Annotated in this window: 21 protein-coding genes and 1 pseudogene; 1 reads left to right on the top strand and 21 read right to left on the bottom strand. The window is 33.4% G+C overall.

Annotation, left to right across the window (positions count from 1 at the left end):
- Positions 1-217 precede the first annotated feature (217 nt).
- The 18 genes and pseudogenes from HU235_RS14385 to HU235_RS14300 form a co-directional block, all read right to left on the bottom strand.
- Entirely contained in the window at positions 218-580 is a 363-nt protein-coding gene (locus HU235_RS14385) for a DUF4279 domain-containing protein (protein WP_267905719.1), read from the bottom strand.
- A 207-nt stretch (positions 581-787) separates the two neighbouring features.
- Positions 788-1,054 carry a hypothetical protein gene (locus tag HU235_RS14380; RefSeq protein ID WP_095302858.1) on the bottom strand — a complete coding sequence of 89 codons (267 nt, stop codon included), beginning with the start codon at positions 1,052-1,054 and terminating at the stop codon, positions 788-790.
- A gap of 109 nt (positions 1,055-1,163) precedes the next feature.
- On the bottom strand, positions 1,164-1,859 hold the full coding sequence (locus HU235_RS14375; protein ID WP_174880633.1) for a VanZ family protein: 696 nt from the start codon (positions 1,857-1,859) through the stop codon (positions 1,164-1,166).
- Between the two features lie 316 nt (positions 1,860-2,175).
- The gene (locus HU235_RS14370) at positions 2,176-2,829 is read right to left on the bottom strand and encodes a DUF1801 domain-containing protein (protein WP_174880632.1); all 654 of its coding nucleotides are present in this window, start codon (positions 2,827-2,829) and stop codon (positions 2,176-2,178) included.
- Positions 2,830-3,102: 273 nt separating this feature from the next.
- Positions 3,103-3,653: pseudogene (locus HU235_RS14365) on the bottom strand (HAD-IIIA family hydrolase).
- Between the two features lie 110 nt (positions 3,654-3,763).
- Positions 3,764-3,997 (bottom strand): hypothetical protein, encoded by a 234-nt coding sequence (locus HU235_RS14360; protein ID WP_174880631.1) that lies wholly within the window; start codon positions 3,995-3,997, stop codon positions 3,764-3,766.
- A gap of 52 nt (positions 3,998-4,049) precedes the next feature.
- Entirely contained in the window at positions 4,050-4,226 is a 177-nt protein-coding gene (locus tag HU235_RS14355; protein ID WP_174880630.1) for a DUF4083 domain-containing protein, read from the bottom strand.
- 172 nt (positions 4,227-4,398) lie between these two features.
- The gene (locus HU235_RS14350; protein ID WP_174880629.1) at positions 4,399-4,899 is read right to left on the bottom strand and encodes a hypothetical protein; all 501 of its coding nucleotides are present in this window, start codon (positions 4,897-4,899) and stop codon (positions 4,399-4,401) included.
- A 97-nt stretch (positions 4,900-4,996) separates the two neighbouring features.
- Positions 4,997-5,575, bottom strand: coding sequence for a YdhK family protein (locus HU235_RS14345; protein WP_174880628.1), 579 nt, complete (start codon positions 5,573-5,575; stop codon positions 4,997-4,999).
- 175 nt (positions 5,576-5,750) lie between these two features.
- The gene (locus tag HU235_RS14340) at positions 5,751-6,161 is read right to left on the bottom strand and encodes a GNAT family N-acetyltransferase (RefSeq protein ID WP_174880627.1); all 411 of its coding nucleotides are present in this window, start codon (positions 6,159-6,161) and stop codon (positions 5,751-5,753) included.
- Between the two features lie 63 nt (positions 6,162-6,224).
- On the bottom strand, positions 6,225-7,007 hold the full coding sequence (locus tag HU235_RS14335; RefSeq protein ID WP_174880626.1) for a TSUP family transporter: 783 nt from the start codon (positions 7,005-7,007) through the stop codon (positions 6,225-6,227).
- A 688-nt stretch (positions 7,008-7,695) separates the two neighbouring features.
- A complete protein-coding gene (locus HU235_RS14330; RefSeq protein ID WP_174880625.1) occupies positions 7,696-8,205 on the bottom strand; it encodes a DinB family protein in 510 nt (169 codons plus the stop codon).
- A 239-nt stretch (positions 8,206-8,444) separates the two neighbouring features.
- Positions 8,445-8,753, bottom strand: coding sequence for a hypothetical protein (locus HU235_RS14325; RefSeq protein WP_174880624.1), 309 nt, complete (start codon positions 8,751-8,753; stop codon positions 8,445-8,447).
- 211 nt (positions 8,754-8,964) lie between these two features.
- Positions 8,965-9,198 (bottom strand): hypothetical protein, encoded by a 234-nt coding sequence (locus HU235_RS14320; RefSeq protein WP_174880623.1) that lies wholly within the window; start codon positions 9,196-9,198, stop codon positions 8,965-8,967.
- Positions 9,199-9,259: 61 nt separating this feature from the next.
- Positions 9,260-9,865: a hypothetical protein gene (locus HU235_RS14315; RefSeq protein WP_174880622.1), complete on the bottom strand. Its 606-nt coding sequence runs from the start codon at positions 9,863-9,865 to the stop codon at positions 9,260-9,262.
- Positions 9,866-9,941: 76 nt separating this feature from the next.
- Positions 9,942-10,604: a cyclase family protein gene (locus HU235_RS14310; protein WP_174880621.1), complete on the bottom strand. Its 663-nt coding sequence runs from the start codon at positions 10,602-10,604 to the stop codon at positions 9,942-9,944.
- A gap of 652 nt (positions 10,605-11,256) precedes the next feature.
- Entirely contained in the window at positions 11,257-12,696 is a 1,440-nt protein-coding gene (locus tag HU235_RS14305; RefSeq protein WP_174880620.1) for a PH domain-containing protein, read from the bottom strand.
- A complete protein-coding gene (locus HU235_RS14300; protein WP_174880619.1) occupies positions 12,689-13,156 on the bottom strand; it encodes a PH domain-containing protein in 468 nt (155 codons plus the stop codon). Before HU235_RS14300 ends, HU235_RS14305 begins: the two co-directional genes overlap by 8 nt.
- Positions 13,157-13,436: 280 nt before the next feature.
- Between HU235_RS14300 and HU235_RS14295 the strand changes: the two genes are divergently transcribed.
- On the top strand, positions 13,437-13,619 hold the full coding sequence (locus tag HU235_RS14295; protein WP_095303429.1) for a Mas-related G-protein coupled receptor member D: 183 nt from the start codon (positions 13,437-13,439) through the stop codon (positions 13,617-13,619).
- A 106-nt stretch (positions 13,620-13,725) separates the two neighbouring features.
- Here the strand turns inward: HU235_RS14295 and HU235_RS14290 are convergent, their stop codons facing one another.
- The 3 genes from HU235_RS14290 to HU235_RS14280 form a co-directional block, all read right to left on the bottom strand.
- Entirely contained in the window at positions 13,726-14,709 is a 984-nt protein-coding gene (locus HU235_RS14290; RefSeq protein WP_174880618.1) for a ring-cleaving dioxygenase, read from the bottom strand.
- 55 nt (positions 14,710-14,764) lie between these two features.
- Entirely contained in the window at positions 14,765-15,199 is a 435-nt protein-coding gene (locus HU235_RS14285; RefSeq protein WP_174880617.1) for a MarR family winged helix-turn-helix transcriptional regulator, read from the bottom strand.
- 83 nt (positions 15,200-15,282) lie between these two features.
- Positions 15,283-15,810 (bottom strand): YceI family protein, encoded by a 528-nt coding sequence (locus tag HU235_RS14280; RefSeq protein WP_174880616.1) that lies wholly within the window; start codon positions 15,808-15,810, stop codon positions 15,283-15,285.
- Positions 15,811-15,912: the final 102 nt, after the last annotated feature.

Below are 15,912 nucleotides of genomic sequence, written 5' to 3'. Positions count from 1 at the left end.
ATAAAACTCCTCCGTATGCTCATATTTTGGTTGGGGAACCAAAAATATTTTAGCACCACGGAAGAGTTTTTTTAATACCACGCTGAAAGCTTTTTGGAACCCTAGGCCTAGCCTAGGGTTTTCTTTTTCACAATAAAAACGTTACCATTATTGCGGTAACGTCCCAACACAACTTCTCTGCTTACTAACCCTTCTTATTTAAACGGAATTATCATATTTATTCCTCAGGATAAATATACATATCAAAATTTATCGTTGTACCTGTCAAATAGCAAAACTCTATAATTTCCTCATTAAGATATATTTGAGGTTGTTCTTCTCCATAAATACTGGGAACTACCATAATTCCAAAATTCACATCATATTGCTCTTTTATAGATTTTAATACTGATATTTTATTTTTCAATTTTTTTATTGTGTCCAAGCATTGCGCTTCAACATCTAACCTATCTATAACTGATTTTTCTGCATTCCAAGAAGAAAATAGATACTCTGATCCATCCTTTCTTTTATCACCTTTTTTCCAACAGCTAAAAGGCTGTATTCCAAGTGCTTTTGATATATCGTCAGGATTTAAAATACCTCTTTTATTCCCAACTAAACCTCTTCTTCCTATCTATCCGTTACTCTCTATTCCAAAATATGTGTAAGAATTTGTTTTATCCAATTTTATATACACCTTCCAATACAATTAAGAACCGTAATCAATTCTAAAAGACTTTCATTCTATAAAATGAAAGCTTTAAAGTCTCCTCTTCGCTAACCTACACTGACTTGATGAATAACATTACATTGGTAGATAACCTTTTGTTAAGTAAATATAGCCTATTACAGGAATAATACTAAAAACCATTATTAAATTACTTAAAGCTAGTAATCTATTATTTGATAAATACCCTAAATACATGCCAATTAAATTAATAATCGTCGTTAGTATCCCAAATGGTACTTGGATGTTAATAACTAAATAGGGAACCCACGAAAAAACACCCAAGATTAATAGGGTAAAGGACAACCAAAAGTATATTCTTCTTTTTTGAAGGCCAAAGTCCATCGTTCAAAACACCCTTTACTTATTACGAAATAACTTGCACACACTAATTGAGCATAAGTAAAAAACTAAAAAGTTAAAGTTTAAATTTACATCCTATAAAGAGACCGTTTCAAGCCGAAGTAACTGTCTTTTTGTTATCAAGAGGGGTTGAAATTAGCTTTTTATAAATGTTAAATACGAGAATTCCAAGTACTCCACCTGCTGTATTTAATAGCACATCATCTATATCAATTGCTCTGATTCCTCCTTCAGAATACATATATCCAGACGTGCTAAAATTTATAAAGAACTGAAATGTCTCGATGAACAATGTTGTTAAGAGTATGGTCAAAGCAACTTTAACTTTGTTAGTTAAAATTTTTAACGATAGTAAGGCAAATGCCAATGGTGATAACAAAAATAAATTTCCTACAGTTTGAATTACGGTCACAGGGGCGACTAAAGAACCAAACAGGTAATTATGTATTGTTTTAAATGGGCTTAAATTAATTTGTTGCATACTTACATAATGATTACCTACATACTCTTGAGTAAAATAGTATGCGATATTAACATACGTTACATAGGAATGTAACACGAACAAATAAAGAACAAAGACAAACAAAATAACAAAGTGCAAATTAGTTTCCACTACTGATTTACTCATCAACCATATAGATAATACTAAAATCACTCCATAGTTTACGATTACATTTAAATAATCTAAAAACCCAGCTCCCTCATAAATCTGAGTTGTATAAGCATAAATAAAATAAAACAAAGGCGCTAGTAAACAATACCACTTATTCATTTTTATCCTTAACATTTATGTACTCCTTCAATTAAACTCACTTTCAATAGTATAATATCCTGTTTTTTATAAAATTACCACTAATTGGAATAATGTTTTATTGAACAAAAAATGCGTTACCTCTTATATATTGCGGTAACGCTATCGATCAGTCACAAAAAAAACATACCTCTCAGCAAAGACCAAAGGGTACGCTTTTATGTACTATATTTTCTTTTCTTAGCTCGTAATACACATTCCAGTTCCAACGTAGCTTCCTTAAATTCTAGTAATCATTATTGATTTAGCTTGAATATATTTCCTATGCAAGAAAAGGTAATCCATTCTTTTCTTATTGAATGTACTTATGCGAACCATCACAGTTTGGCATCTTTTTTGATAGTCCACAAATGCAATCATTTAATCCCTTTCCTGCTAAAATTCTGTCTACACATTTTTCTATCCTTGATGTTCGCGTTTTGGATTGCTTAGGTTGAGAAAAATGGTGAATGTAAGCTCTTTGCCGTCCTGGGGTTAGCGCTTCAAAAGCAGTTTTCAAGGATGGGATTTCATTAAATTTAGCTTGAAGCTCTTCAGTAATCGTGACTTCTGTATTCCTTTTATATTCGACTTCCAAGCCGGCCTTTTCAACTTCAATGGCTTCCTTAATATAGTCTTTAATAATAGGCTCCATTTCAATAATTTCTTGAACATTAGTAAAGCGAATCTGGCGTGCCGACTGTACATTCTCCGTTTGTTGAATTAAAATCCCATTGGCATCCTTTAATAAGGCACCTTTATGAAAAAGAAGGGCACAATATTCTTTAAAACCATGGATTAAAACGATATTTTTGTTCTCAAACGTATAACAAGGATGCATCCATTTAAAATCCTCCGTCAGTTCACAGTCAAGAACGATCTTTCTCAACTTCTCAAACTCTTCCTTCCACTTATTAGCCTTACTTAAAAATTCATCTACCTTAGGATTCATTGTATTATTAGTCATCAAAAAACACCCCTTATCAATTTTTCAATTAGTTGACAGTCGAGTATAATTATGCTCAATTTTTCTAATCTCTCATATTAGGACATTGGTTGGTATCGTGTCAAGGAGAATTGAGAGACTTAAAAAGTAACATCCCTATTTGTCAAATTACTTTATGTGGCAGGAGTTTTAGTTATCCTGTTTGTTCCACAAGCTTATCTCTATACAAATCGAAAAACTTTCTTCCATCCTTATTTATAACTTCTCTTACCTTGGTTCAGGAATAAGACATTACTAATAATCTTTTAATTTGAATTGGTAATATAGCCACTCTATTGCATCCTTAATATTTTCAGCAATATATTCTATCTTTATATCTTTTATTTTGTAAAAATGTTCATTTAATGCAGATTGACCTGCACCTGTTTTTACAAGTATTTTTAAACAATTTGTTTTAGAGGCAGCTAGCATATCACTCCATCTATCACCTATGACTACACAATTTTCTAAATTTAATCGATATTTTTTTGCACCGTTCATAAGCATTCCAGTATTAGGTTTTCTGCATATACACCCTTCACTATGACGATGTGGACAAAGAAATATATCATCAAAACCAAATTTAGTGAGTTCATCCATAAAATCTTGCGAAGTTGCTTTTCTTCAGAAATTCCTGGTTGATTTGTAAGGGAGAATACTTTTATTCCATCTTCCTTCAATTTATTGATTAGTTCTCGAGAATGGGGATATAATTGAAATGATCCTGGATAATGTACAGTGTCATCCCCGCCAATTGTTCCGTCTCTGTCTAAAAAGATAGCTTCTATTTTACGCTGATTTTTCATTGAACGGTCTCCTTACAAATAACATTAACTTTAATGTTAACTTTTTCAATCATGCCTAACTACCAGCACCTATAAACTGGCGAAGATGCCATTTTGAAGTTTCACAATCACTAAAGGGAATTTTGCTCTTTTTCCTCCAAGTATTTTTTATACACTTCCTGAACTCTATCTCCTTTCGGTAATATCTTTGAAATTCTACTATGAATATCATTAAGTAAATACAACCCTTTAAAAATACAGCCCAAAACTATTCCGAAAGCAATAAGCCCACCATACAGTGGTCCAAGCATCAATAAAACAAATCCTAGAACAGTGCTTAATAATATTGACAAAAGCAAATACATATTACCCCTCCTACTAGAAAAACCCTATGTAAAAAAGAAAGGATAAAAGAGCTTATTCTCCCTTATCCTTTTCAAGTAACTCAATGATTCTATCAAGCTTCTCTTCGATATTTTTAGACCTATCTGGTTTCTTTGCGACAAGTGATCGAACGAGAAAAAACACAGCAAAAAAAATGCAGAATATAATCATAAACATTAAAAGTTGAAAGATTAAATCACCGGTATTCATATTACCCCCCCTATTTACAAGTTCTGGGATTATTGTACCATAATCTCTAGAAAGGAAATTCAAAAAAATGTGTTACCACTATTGCAGTAAAGCCATGATACAACTTATTTATTATTTCTTCATTGTTATCCAGTTTTACGTTCCCGCTACCTGTTAATTTATTAAGAAGTCATCAATGATCCCAATACTCAATGCTTACATATGAATATTCATTTTCACTTAACACAAATCCAAAGTTATATTCTCTTGATATGACTATTAAATCATCGTGCATTTCTACCATTAACTTCATTACCATCTGTTTGCACTCTGCTAATGGTATCGAAATTGCAACTGGATACTCGAGATATAGTTGATTACTACTCTTAAAATAAAAACCAAATGCAGAAGGATAAAACATGACTGTTTTCTCTTCATATTTGCTAAAATAATCAAATATAAAATCAATCTTTGCTTTCATCTTTTCTTCGTCATAGGGAAATGAAAAAGATTTAATCTTATCTGTTCGAATTCGCTCATAAACTTTTTTATGCTCTTTCTTTGAGCTATCAAAGTCCACAAACTCTTTTTCGGAAATATCAATCTCATGGTATTTCATTAAGTCATCAATAAGCTGTTTTTTCGCTAACCTAATTTTATTTTCCCTTATTAACCTCTCTAGTCTATTTTCCAAATTCATCACCAGGCTATTTTATTTTTATTCATAAACTGACATAAAAAATGCGTCACCACTTATTGCAGCAACGCTAACCGATCATTCATTAAGAATTTTATTTTGCTGAAAGCTCGTCCCCTGTCACCCATTTATGATTTGTAACTTTTTCTCCACCTGTTGTTGGCGTGTAATCTACCATATAAACAGTTGCTTGTTGTGCTGTATCAATAGTAGCCTTTGCCCCCTTCATCCCTTCCATATGATCTGCTTCAAGAGTGACTTCATCTCCTGGTTGAAAAGGGGTGTCACCTGCTTCTTTTACTTCCTCATGAATAACCCATTTATGATTTGTTACCTTTTCTCCACCTGTTGTTGGCGTATAAGAAACAGTATAGACGGTCGTATCATAAGCACCAACAATTTCTGCTTCAGCACCCTTCATCCCTTCCATATGATCTGTTTCTAAAATGGCTGTACTGCCAACCGGAAATGTTGGATTCTCAGCTTCTTTTACCCCCTCAGGAACCTCACCAGAGCTAGAGTGATTCATCCCTGAATGCACTGAATGATCTGAATGATTCGTCTGTTCTTGATTCGTTTGACTAGAGTTACTCTCTTGGCTTGCATCATCATTTCCACAACCACTTAAACCGATAATCGTAGAAAGACCAATTACGATAAGCTGCTTTTTCATTTCAGTTTTCACCTCTATAAAATTGCTTGGACTTTATCACAACTATAACATACCCAACCAGGGTATATGAATAAACTAAACGACCCAAATTAGTAGTATAAATTAACAAAGAAACGCTGATTCTTGATGAATTAGCGCACACTTTACTTCTAATATAGTAGTCCAGCCCATTAGTCTACAAATCTTTCTCCATTATTACGTACGATTTACCCTCTTTTATAAAGCTGGACTTTGTTTCTCGCAAACCAAATTTTTTATAAAAATTCACCTTATTCTCTCTCGCATTACACCAAATTCTCTTAATGCCATAATGCTTTGCTTCTCTTAAAACATAGTTTAACAATGCACTTCCATAACCCTTTCCTTGCTCATGTTGGACAGTAGCAAATTTCCGAAATTGTCCTTCTTCATGATCGATAAAAAGAGAAATGACAGAAATGAGTGTGTCTTGTTTGAAAAGACCAAAATGAATAGCTGTAGCATCGTCCTCTAGCTTAATGTAGTCAAAGTCTTTATGTGGCCACATTACTTTATGCCTTAACTCCCAAGCTTCTTCCTTGTCTACTTTTCTAATCGTTGTATCCATTGTTCCTCCTTTGTCTCTCTTAAAAAATATGTATCGTGACCTAACAGTATATTTCTGTTCCTCTTATCGATGGAAGTGTACAGCGATCAGATCATATAAATTTTTCGTTAAGAGTAAAACCGTTACACCGATAAACAATGCACGTACATAACCACTGCCTCTTTTAATGGCAAATTTCGAACCTAAAATCGCTCCAGCAACTCCAGCAATTGCCATCGGTAATCCATACAAATAATTTACTTCACCTAAATAGATAAACATCAATAGGGCAGCAATATTACTGCCAAAGTTTAAAAATTTCGCATTGCCTGCTGCTTTTATAAAATCAAATCCTATCATTAAAAATGCAAAAATTAAAAATGAGCCTGTACCTGGACCAAGAAACCCATCATAAAAACCGATAGCAAAGATTACTATGATAAAAATAATGAGGCCACGATTGGTTAATTTTTTGTAGGTTGAAACACTACCCCAATCCTTCTTAAAGACAGTATAAACTGCTACAGCAGCGAGCATTACTAGCATCAACGGCTTAAGAACCTCAGGATTCATCAAATGAACAGCCCAAGCCCCTAGTATTGAGCCTATAAAAACAAGTGGAAAAAGCTTAAATATCGATTTTAAATCCAATTTCCCAGAACGATAAAACATATATGTACTCGTTAAAGAGCCCATTGTCCCTACTAATTTATTCGTTGCAACTGCAGATGCCGGGCTTAAACCTGTAAATAATAAAGCAGGTAATGAAATCAACCCACCTCCCCCGACAACCGAATCAATAAATGAAGCTAAAAATCCAAAAACTATTAAAATAACTAAAAGAGATGGGTCTACATCGAAAAACATCTAATCTTCCTTTCATCTAGCTGAATAATATAATTGTGTATTAACTGTAAAAATAATACCACAATTGAACATGTTCTAAAGGAATTAATTGATGCTATTATTTTTATTAAACTTTATAAAAAAACTTATTTGTATAGATTTTACTACTCCATGTTAACCCCAACAAAAAGCGCTAATCCTTCCTCTTGGATTAACGCACCTTACAAAAAAGCAGTTTATTTCATCTTAGATTGTTCGGATTATCCTGCTTTCCTTGTGGAAGATAGACATTTTTACTAATTTTCGGTTTTCCCAAGGTTTTCTTCAAGGCTTCGGTAGTTAGAGAAGATTTCATCCATAAACTAAACACCAAAAATCACTGTCCCGCCAATCATATAAAGAAACGGAAATAAAAATAGAACTATATTTGCAATAATCGCACTAAGAGTTAAATGAGTTTTTTTGATTTTGTACGCTTTTAATGCAAAAAATAAACCTAAAGTACAGAAAATGAATGGTGAAAACACAGGTAACCCTTGTATTCTTTCTAAATTAACAATATCAAATAGAAAATTTACAATGAATATGAAAGGAACAAAGAATAATATATAAGCAATGATAAGAAACCTTCACAAACTTCCCAATATTCAATTATAAAAAGAGATACTTCTATATCAAAGTATCTCACCACCCGTTAGCTAACTATCTATTATTTATATTTTGCAAATTCCTTTTCAGGTAGCCCCAAAATGTCTGTATTTTTAGGAGTAACACCAAGCATGCGTAGCATTGCAACAATTTGCCCCTTATGATGATATTCATGTGTAATCGAATGGATAAGTAATTGATGTGGCGTTTTTCTAATCTTGCCGCTTCCAGCTCTCCATTCGGGCTCTTTTTCAATCATATCATCAAATGTATTGCTAAATCGTTCTATAACAGTAGCTACATATTTATCAGCTTGTTGAAAATAACGTTCAATATCTTCCACGTGCATCTTATCAATTTCTTCCTTTGTTAATAGCGGTGAAGCCGTTTCTGAAAGAACAAAGGAACCAAGCCATGCATGATAACAACCAGCAACATGAACTAAAGAGTCTTTTATACTTTGAAAACCAAAGCCAAATTCTTTCGTAAAATCATTTTCATTCAATTCTTTGCATTGGTCTAATAAAATCTGTCTTGTTTGTTTTACCCATTCATATTCGTGTTTTACCATAAACTATCACACCTCGTAAAAAGAATAACTATCAGAATATTCCCTCTATTATACATGAATAGGTATTAATATTACACGCTTAAATGTATAACCTTTCCTTAAAAGGCTAGTATGATAACTTCAAAAAGCGCTAATCCTTTTTGAATTAACGCTCAAAGTTAGTTTTAACCTTCATTAACTCTCCTCAATTGTTAATTATATCTAGCTAGCAACTGGGGGGAAGTTACTTATTAGTTCGCCTATTTTTTAGGTCGTTTATCGATTCTTTGCTCTGTTTCGTCACTATCAATATGACCTGAGAGAGCATCGATAAGATAATCTACCATTTTACCAAACTTCCTTAACTTTCCATTCTTTCCACTCGAATTTTCATTAGTGTTTTCCTGATTCGTTTTGTAGTATTTAATGAAACCTCCACCTAAAGCACTTACAAACAGAATCCAATATGGAATTACTTCCATCCCTCTTGGCTCAAGGTATAACCAATTGATTCCTGATACGGCAAAACTAATGAGAATAAGGATCGTTCCAATTATATTTTTCAGCATCCTATATGTACCTCCAAAATAGTATATATATATACTTACGTTTTGCCTTTCAATATGTTTCATTAAGATGGTAAAAACTTGAAGTATTTTTAATGAAAATTTCCCTTCTACTCCCAACCTCTTTTTCCATGTTCGTTCTCATGATGACAGAATAGAAAACTTCAGATGAAGAAAATGCCTGGGAATTTAGTTAAATAAAGAATACTCATTTTTAAGAAGGGAAATAAATGCGATCTGTATCAGTATCAATAACAAAATCAACTTGAATATCGCTATCATATTGGATTTGTTCAAAATGATAAAGCCGACAAAAAACGTTAGGAAGGTCTAGTATTTCATAGGTTAATTCTTTTGCTTTCAAATATTTTTGCTTCAATTGTTTTTTAGAACATTTTTCTCCTGTAAGCAGTACTTGGTGATAATAGCCATCGATTTCAATGATCATTTTCCCACGACTGGTTGCTAAACAGTCAATATAGCTTAGAATTTATCTACCTATATTTGATTTAAATCGTGAATTCAAAACCCGTCGGCCTTTGGAACGGTATTTTATATTCTTTAAAAACGAATTTATATTTAGAAATATCGTCTGGTAAAGCTGGTGTTACAATGAATGTATATGCTTCATGTCCACCTGAGCCTCCTCCACCTTCATTTCTGCAATCATAATCAGTTCCTTCACCTTCTATAGAAAGCTCAAAATAGGTATGGTCCTCACGAAAGTTTCTAGGAAAAGGATCATCACCATCCTCTCCATCAATCGTAAAATGAACAACACTCGCATTTTCATATTGGCGGACAAAAGTAACTGAAAAAAACCGATCATCCTTTTCAAAGGACTTTAAGATAGGGATGTTTTTAAGAAATCCTTTTGGCTCTACAACTGGTTTAAACAGCTCTTCGCTTAAGAAATTTGCAAAAACACTGTTTAGATAATCCTCATAAAAATTATATTTTCTAGACCAACTGGCAATAAGCTGTTTCGTTGGAAAACCAGGATTATTTTTAGAAAGTTCCTTCCGTTGATTCATTAAATAACATATTTGTTCATCTATTTCTTCGATATGCTTATCATAATGGTCTGTTGGTGGTTCAAATGGTAATTGCTTCATACTTTTTCTCCTCCAAGATAAATTTGGTAAGAAGGGATTTCGCTGCCTTTAACCTTACTAAAAATATGATATCCCCTTATACAATTTCAGCAAAAGCACGTACAGGAAAAGTTCCAACACCTTTAAATTTTGGAGAAACAGCGTAGAAAAGGAATTGCTTATTGACCAGATCTTGTAAATTGCATAGGTGCTCAACGATGAGGATTTCTTCACCTAATAAAGTTGTATGGACAGGACGAGCTTTACCAGAAGTATCGTCTATATTATATGAGTCAATTCCTACAAGTGCTGCTTTTTGGCTGGATAAATATTTCGCTGCATTTTCTGTTAAGTACGGGTGATGTTCAAAATATTGATCCGTATTCCAGTGGCGGTCCCCGCCAGTATGTATTAAAACAGCTTTTTCTTCCAGATCAAGCCCATAAAATAGTTCTTCATCTATTTCCTCTATATGCTGTTCAACAGAGACGAGCACACCTTCTAGTCCAGCCATTTTCTGAATAGCTATTTTCGATAAATCTTTGCCATCTGCATATCTGTGGAATGGAACATCTACATACGTTCCTGTATTTGAAACCATTTCAATTTTACCAATTTGAAATTCTGTACCAGGCTCGTAAAGTTTCCTTGATTCCTCTCGGCTAAGATAATCGCAAATAATAGGAGCAGGAAGTCCTTTATACGTAATCAAACCATCTTCAATTGTATGACTTAGATCAATATAAACTTTTTTGTTCATCCTTTATTCCCCTTTCCCACAATCCATATAGCAATACAAGAAAAGTGTAACATATCAACTGCAGATTTGGAGTTAACATTTCAAATAAGTTCCATTTTCACTATTTTTATTAAAAGGGGCATATGTATCATTTCAGTCTTTATCTTCATTTTTTGTAACGATAAAATCACTGGATTTATATGGTGAAATATACATGAAAGGAGGAAACAATTTGGAATTACATTTACCTAGATTTATAAACAATTTCTATTGGTGGTGTCCTTTTACAATAATCTTTATCATTATCGGATATCATAATATCTTTAATAATTGGGAACTACAGCTTTACGGATTCAATGAACTTGAAGATTTAGGTAGGCTTTTATTTGTACTTTGTATAAGTTTATGTGAAAGTTCTTTAATAACAGTAATTGTTTGGTGGGTAATAAAATCTTTGAAAAGAATCTTAAGTAAACCAATTGAAGAATCTGACTTTTAGATTTTTTCACTTTAAGGATTATCAAAATTTATCTTCAGGAAGCAAAAATCTCCCCTTATATCTAACTCCCTCTTTAGTTGTAGTAGCAAAAGCGATACTTCGCTATAGAAGTATCGCACATATTGAAACAAATAATTCTATGATAAACATGTTAAAACAACCTACAAAGTATAATTAACAAAGATAATTAAGAAAATCTTTTTTTCTGTTATCCTCCAATAACATACATTCATAGATTTCATTTATATCCTCGGAAAACAATGCAAAATAATAATTTGCTTTTTTATTTTTTGCTGTAACAATATTATAACCGACACCTGTCGTCTCAACGAATTTTTTACGTATGATGATTTTATACTTTTTGAGCATAGTTGCTCTAGAATAGGTTAGAAAATGATTGTCAAAGCTTAAACCTGTGTGTTTCCATTTGCGATATCCGTTAAACAACGGGATCGGTAATAAAGCTAGTCCATATATTGTAATAGGGACAATGATCGAAAGAATGATCACACCTAAAACAAACTTGTACGAGAATAAAAATAAATAGATTGACAAGGCTGATCCACTTGGCCTCATTTCAATATCTCTATTTTCAAACATCTTTAAATAATGGCTTAAAGCACGATTTACTTTACTCCTTTTGATTATCGGTGTGATAAACAGTGACTTGCTTGCAGTATGATTTAAACCGACATTGTCAATTTTAATCTGAGCATAACCAAATATTTTCAACACAGATGGTTCTACTATTTGGACAGATCTTATTTGTTTAAGCGGGATAATAAAATGCTTTTTCGTGAGCTTACCGTAACTGATCTCTATCTCCTTACGATTTGTATCAATGTGGAAGCTTGAATACGTTAAATATGCAATAATACTTGAGAGAATGATGGCAATGACTAAAAAGATGATGAAAGCTATCAATGCATAAACCATCGTCTGAAAAATAGACTCTAATGGTAGCTCAAAAAAGCTTTTCACATCTGTAACTATCCCGATAATTCCATTATCCTCCTCTATAGTCGCTTCAAAGCCAAAAATCCAAGGATAATGATGGAATATATACGAAGCTAATGAGAAGGTAATAGAGGTTGAAGCTATTATGAATGAAACATTCGTCGTTCCAATTAACAAATACTCTAGAGGTTTAAATACCTGCTGTTTCGCCATTCCCTCCTCCGTGCGAATTTGTGAAAATATCGTCTCTCTTAACCGCTTTATCTGCTTATTACTTAATACAAAGGAGACCTCTCCCCCTCCAATAAGCTCTATATGTAAATTTGATATCTTTAGCAACCTTTTAATAACGGTATCTGACGTATTAATTGATTTAATTCGCTGGATCGGGATATCATTCCTTGTTCTGTTTATGACACCGTGTGAATATTCAATCACTCCATCTTTAAATTCATATACTTTGTAATACCAAAGGAGAAATGAGTAAAGTACAGCGATGCAGCATGCGATAATAAAGCCAATTTTAATCCAGTCATCGTATTGATCTGAAGTGCCAACTATCGCAATGATAAAGGTAAGCAATGCTATTATTTGGTCTTTAATTATTCTGTAGTTATAATAGAGGATTTCTATTATATGATCTCTCTGTTTATTCATCTAGTTTCATTCCTTTATCGGCAATGACAGAGATTAATTTATCCTTTAACATATCAGCAACCTCTTTTTTTATATACGAAATGCTGTGAGTATCACCTGCTGTATAAATGTTTAGACTATAAAGGTCGAATAGGCGAGAATGAAACGATTGCTCTATATCAACGTGTTGAATTCTAATCAGTGGTATCGTCGTTTCCTCGACCGTTAATCCACCGATCCTAATGATTAGAGTATCTTCATTAAGTTGATATTTCGTATTTCTATATATAATTGGATCCATTGCTAATTCATATAGTAATTTCATAAAAATAAAGACAAAAAGTATATGTCCTGATGTTTTAACAAATGAATAACTGTTAAAAAAGTAATAAATCACACCTACAATGAATAGCTGAATAATTGAAGTTTGGATCGAACTAATACTCCAAACGGCGATTGATCGCTTCTCGATTCGTTCCATAACAAAAACCCCTTACTTACATAAAGCTTATAAAGATTAGTAGCATGATAGATTCATATTTTATGAAAAAATATAAAAAATCAATACTAAAGAACTATTTTAACCCTTTTTTACCAAATTTGTCGTCATTTTACGTCCAAAAATTTGATCGTTTCTCAGTCCCAATTTCGCAAAGTGACAATAATGTCACGCAAAAAGGCTATTTGTTCGCTGATTCGATGTTGCAAAATAATGTGTCTTGCTAAACTAAAGACAACAATCACCAGAAAGGAAATCATTGATGGAACAAATTCTATTTATCGTGTCAATGGCAGCACTAGGTTTAAGCTTCTGTATTTTTCTTTTAGGAGTCCTCAATAACGGAATAAATAATCTTACTAAAACGAAATACACAAAGGCTTCAGGCATTTTATTTTTAGCTTATATCATTACGTTTGCACCTTATATCATCATTTCCAATTAAAGAACATAAAAGCCCCACAAAGTAAATGAGAGATAAAACTCATCACCTTTGTGGGGCTGCTCGGGAAACATAGCTTTTTCTGCTATTAAAGAACAGGCTTTCTTTCTTACAAATACTCCTTCTCAATCTTCAATGTGCTTCGTACTGTATCAATTGGGCGAACTAGCTTTTCAATTTGATCACGTTTTGCTTCAAAGAATGGTGGGAGAGATAGTTTTTCCCCCAGTGTTTCATATGGTTCATCACCCGTAAATCCAGGGCCGTCTGTTGCTAGTTCAAATAGAATCGATGGGGCAACATTTGTATATAGAGAACCGAAAAAGTAACGATCTACAAACCCAGAGTTAGGCAATTGAAAGCTCTGTAAATGCTGTTGCCAAGCATCCAAGTCTGCTCGTTCATCAACGCGGAATGCTGTATGATGGACTGTACCATATCCTTGTCGGGCTTGTGGAAGCACCGTGTTGTATTCAACGATAACTTGAGCCCCATTTCCGCCTTCCCCCATCTCAAAGAGGGTGAATGAACCTTCCTCGGCAACCTCAGTCATATTGAAAACCTTCACAAGTAACTCTTTAAAATAATCAAAATATGAAGTACGAACAAATATTGGTCCTAATCCTGTAATCGCAAATTCTAAAGGAACCGGTCCTTTTTGCCAAGGTGTACCAGCTGCAACACCTTTATTATTTTCATCTGAAATAAGCTGATATTGCTGTTCATCAAAATCCACGAAGGATAGAGTCTTTTTACCAAATTGCACCTTTATTCCCGTATGTTTTACATCATATTTATCAAACCGTTTCACCCAATACTCTAATGCACGATCATCCGGCACTCGGAAAGATGTTTTTGAAATTTCATTTGTTCCGTGGACACCCTTTGGAATTCCTGGAAAATCAAAAAATGTCATATCTGTACCTGGGCTTCCAACATCATCAGTAAAGAATAAGTGGTATGTTTGAATATCATCCTGGTTTACTGTTTTTTTAACAAGTCGTAAACCTAATACATATGTGAAAAATTCATAAATCTTTTCTGCACTGCTTGTTATCGCTGTTACGTGATGTAGTCCTTTTAATTGGTTCATTTTTTATACCTCCAATTTCCAATATCTCGATTTCGAGACATATAAGCAAAAAGAATTATAATCTTTTTGCTCTTAGTCCAATTCGTTTTATTAAGGAGATTGTATCCTTAATTTCATCTGTATGCAAATCTTGAAAAATTTCACGAATCTTCAATTCATGCTGTGGGAAAATCCTCTCCATTAAAGCTTTCCCCTCATTCGTTAACACTGCATATGTGACACGACGATCCTCTGGACAACCTTTGCGTCTTACGTATTTTTTCTGCTCAAGCTTATCTACTACATAGGTGATACTGCTGCTTGAAATAAGAACCTTCTTCCCAATCATTTGAATCGGCTGCTCACCTTTATGGTACAACAATTCTAAAACAGAGAATTCTGTCGGATTCAATCCATAATTTGCTACGTCCTTTCGGATAGCATCCTCAATGACCTGAGAGGCACGAAGGATGACGGTCACTGCCTTTAAAGCTTCATTTGCTAGTTCCATTTGTATCACTCCTTAAAAACCTATGCTGAATAGTACCCTTTTAAATAAAATTCAACATAGGTCCTAAAGCGTTTGAAGCTACATTATGCTGCTGGATTTACTTCTAATTCAACCTTAATTTTGATATCCTTTCCTACTAGTACGCCACCAGTTTCAAGAGCTGCGTTCCATGTAAGACCGAATTCTTCACGGTTAATTTTTGCCTCTGCCTCAAATCCGTAAACCTCTACTCCCCATGGATTTGTTCCTTTTCCACCAAATTCAACGTCAAACGTAACTGATTTTGTTACACCTTTAATTGTTAAATCTCCAGTTACTTTAAAGTCATCTCCATCCTTAGTAATGCTTGTTGATTTAAAATCAATTGCTGGATAGTTTTCTACTTCAAAGAAGTCCGCTGATTTTAAATGATTATCACGATCCTCACTACGTGTATTAATGCTTGAAACATCAAACTTAAATGCAATTGATGCGGTTGTTAAATCTGTTAAATCCGCTGCTTCAACTTCTGCTGTATAAGAATCAAATTGACCTTTTACTTTTGATACCATCATATGCTTTACTTCAAATCCTACCGCTGAATGTGATTGATCTACTGTCCATTTTGCCATTTTAAATTCCTCCAATTTGTTTTTTATAATTTAATCTCGAATTCGAGATATACCACCAAAAAAATGTTCACTATTTCTAAACCATTTACCTCGAAATTAATT

The sequence above is a fragment of the Metabacillus niabensis genome, assembly GCF_902829255.1.
Lineage (GTDB): Bacteria > Bacillota > Bacilli > Bacillales > Bacillaceae > Metabacillus > Metabacillus niabensis.
This window is presented reverse-complemented; position numbering and strand designations above follow the sequence as displayed.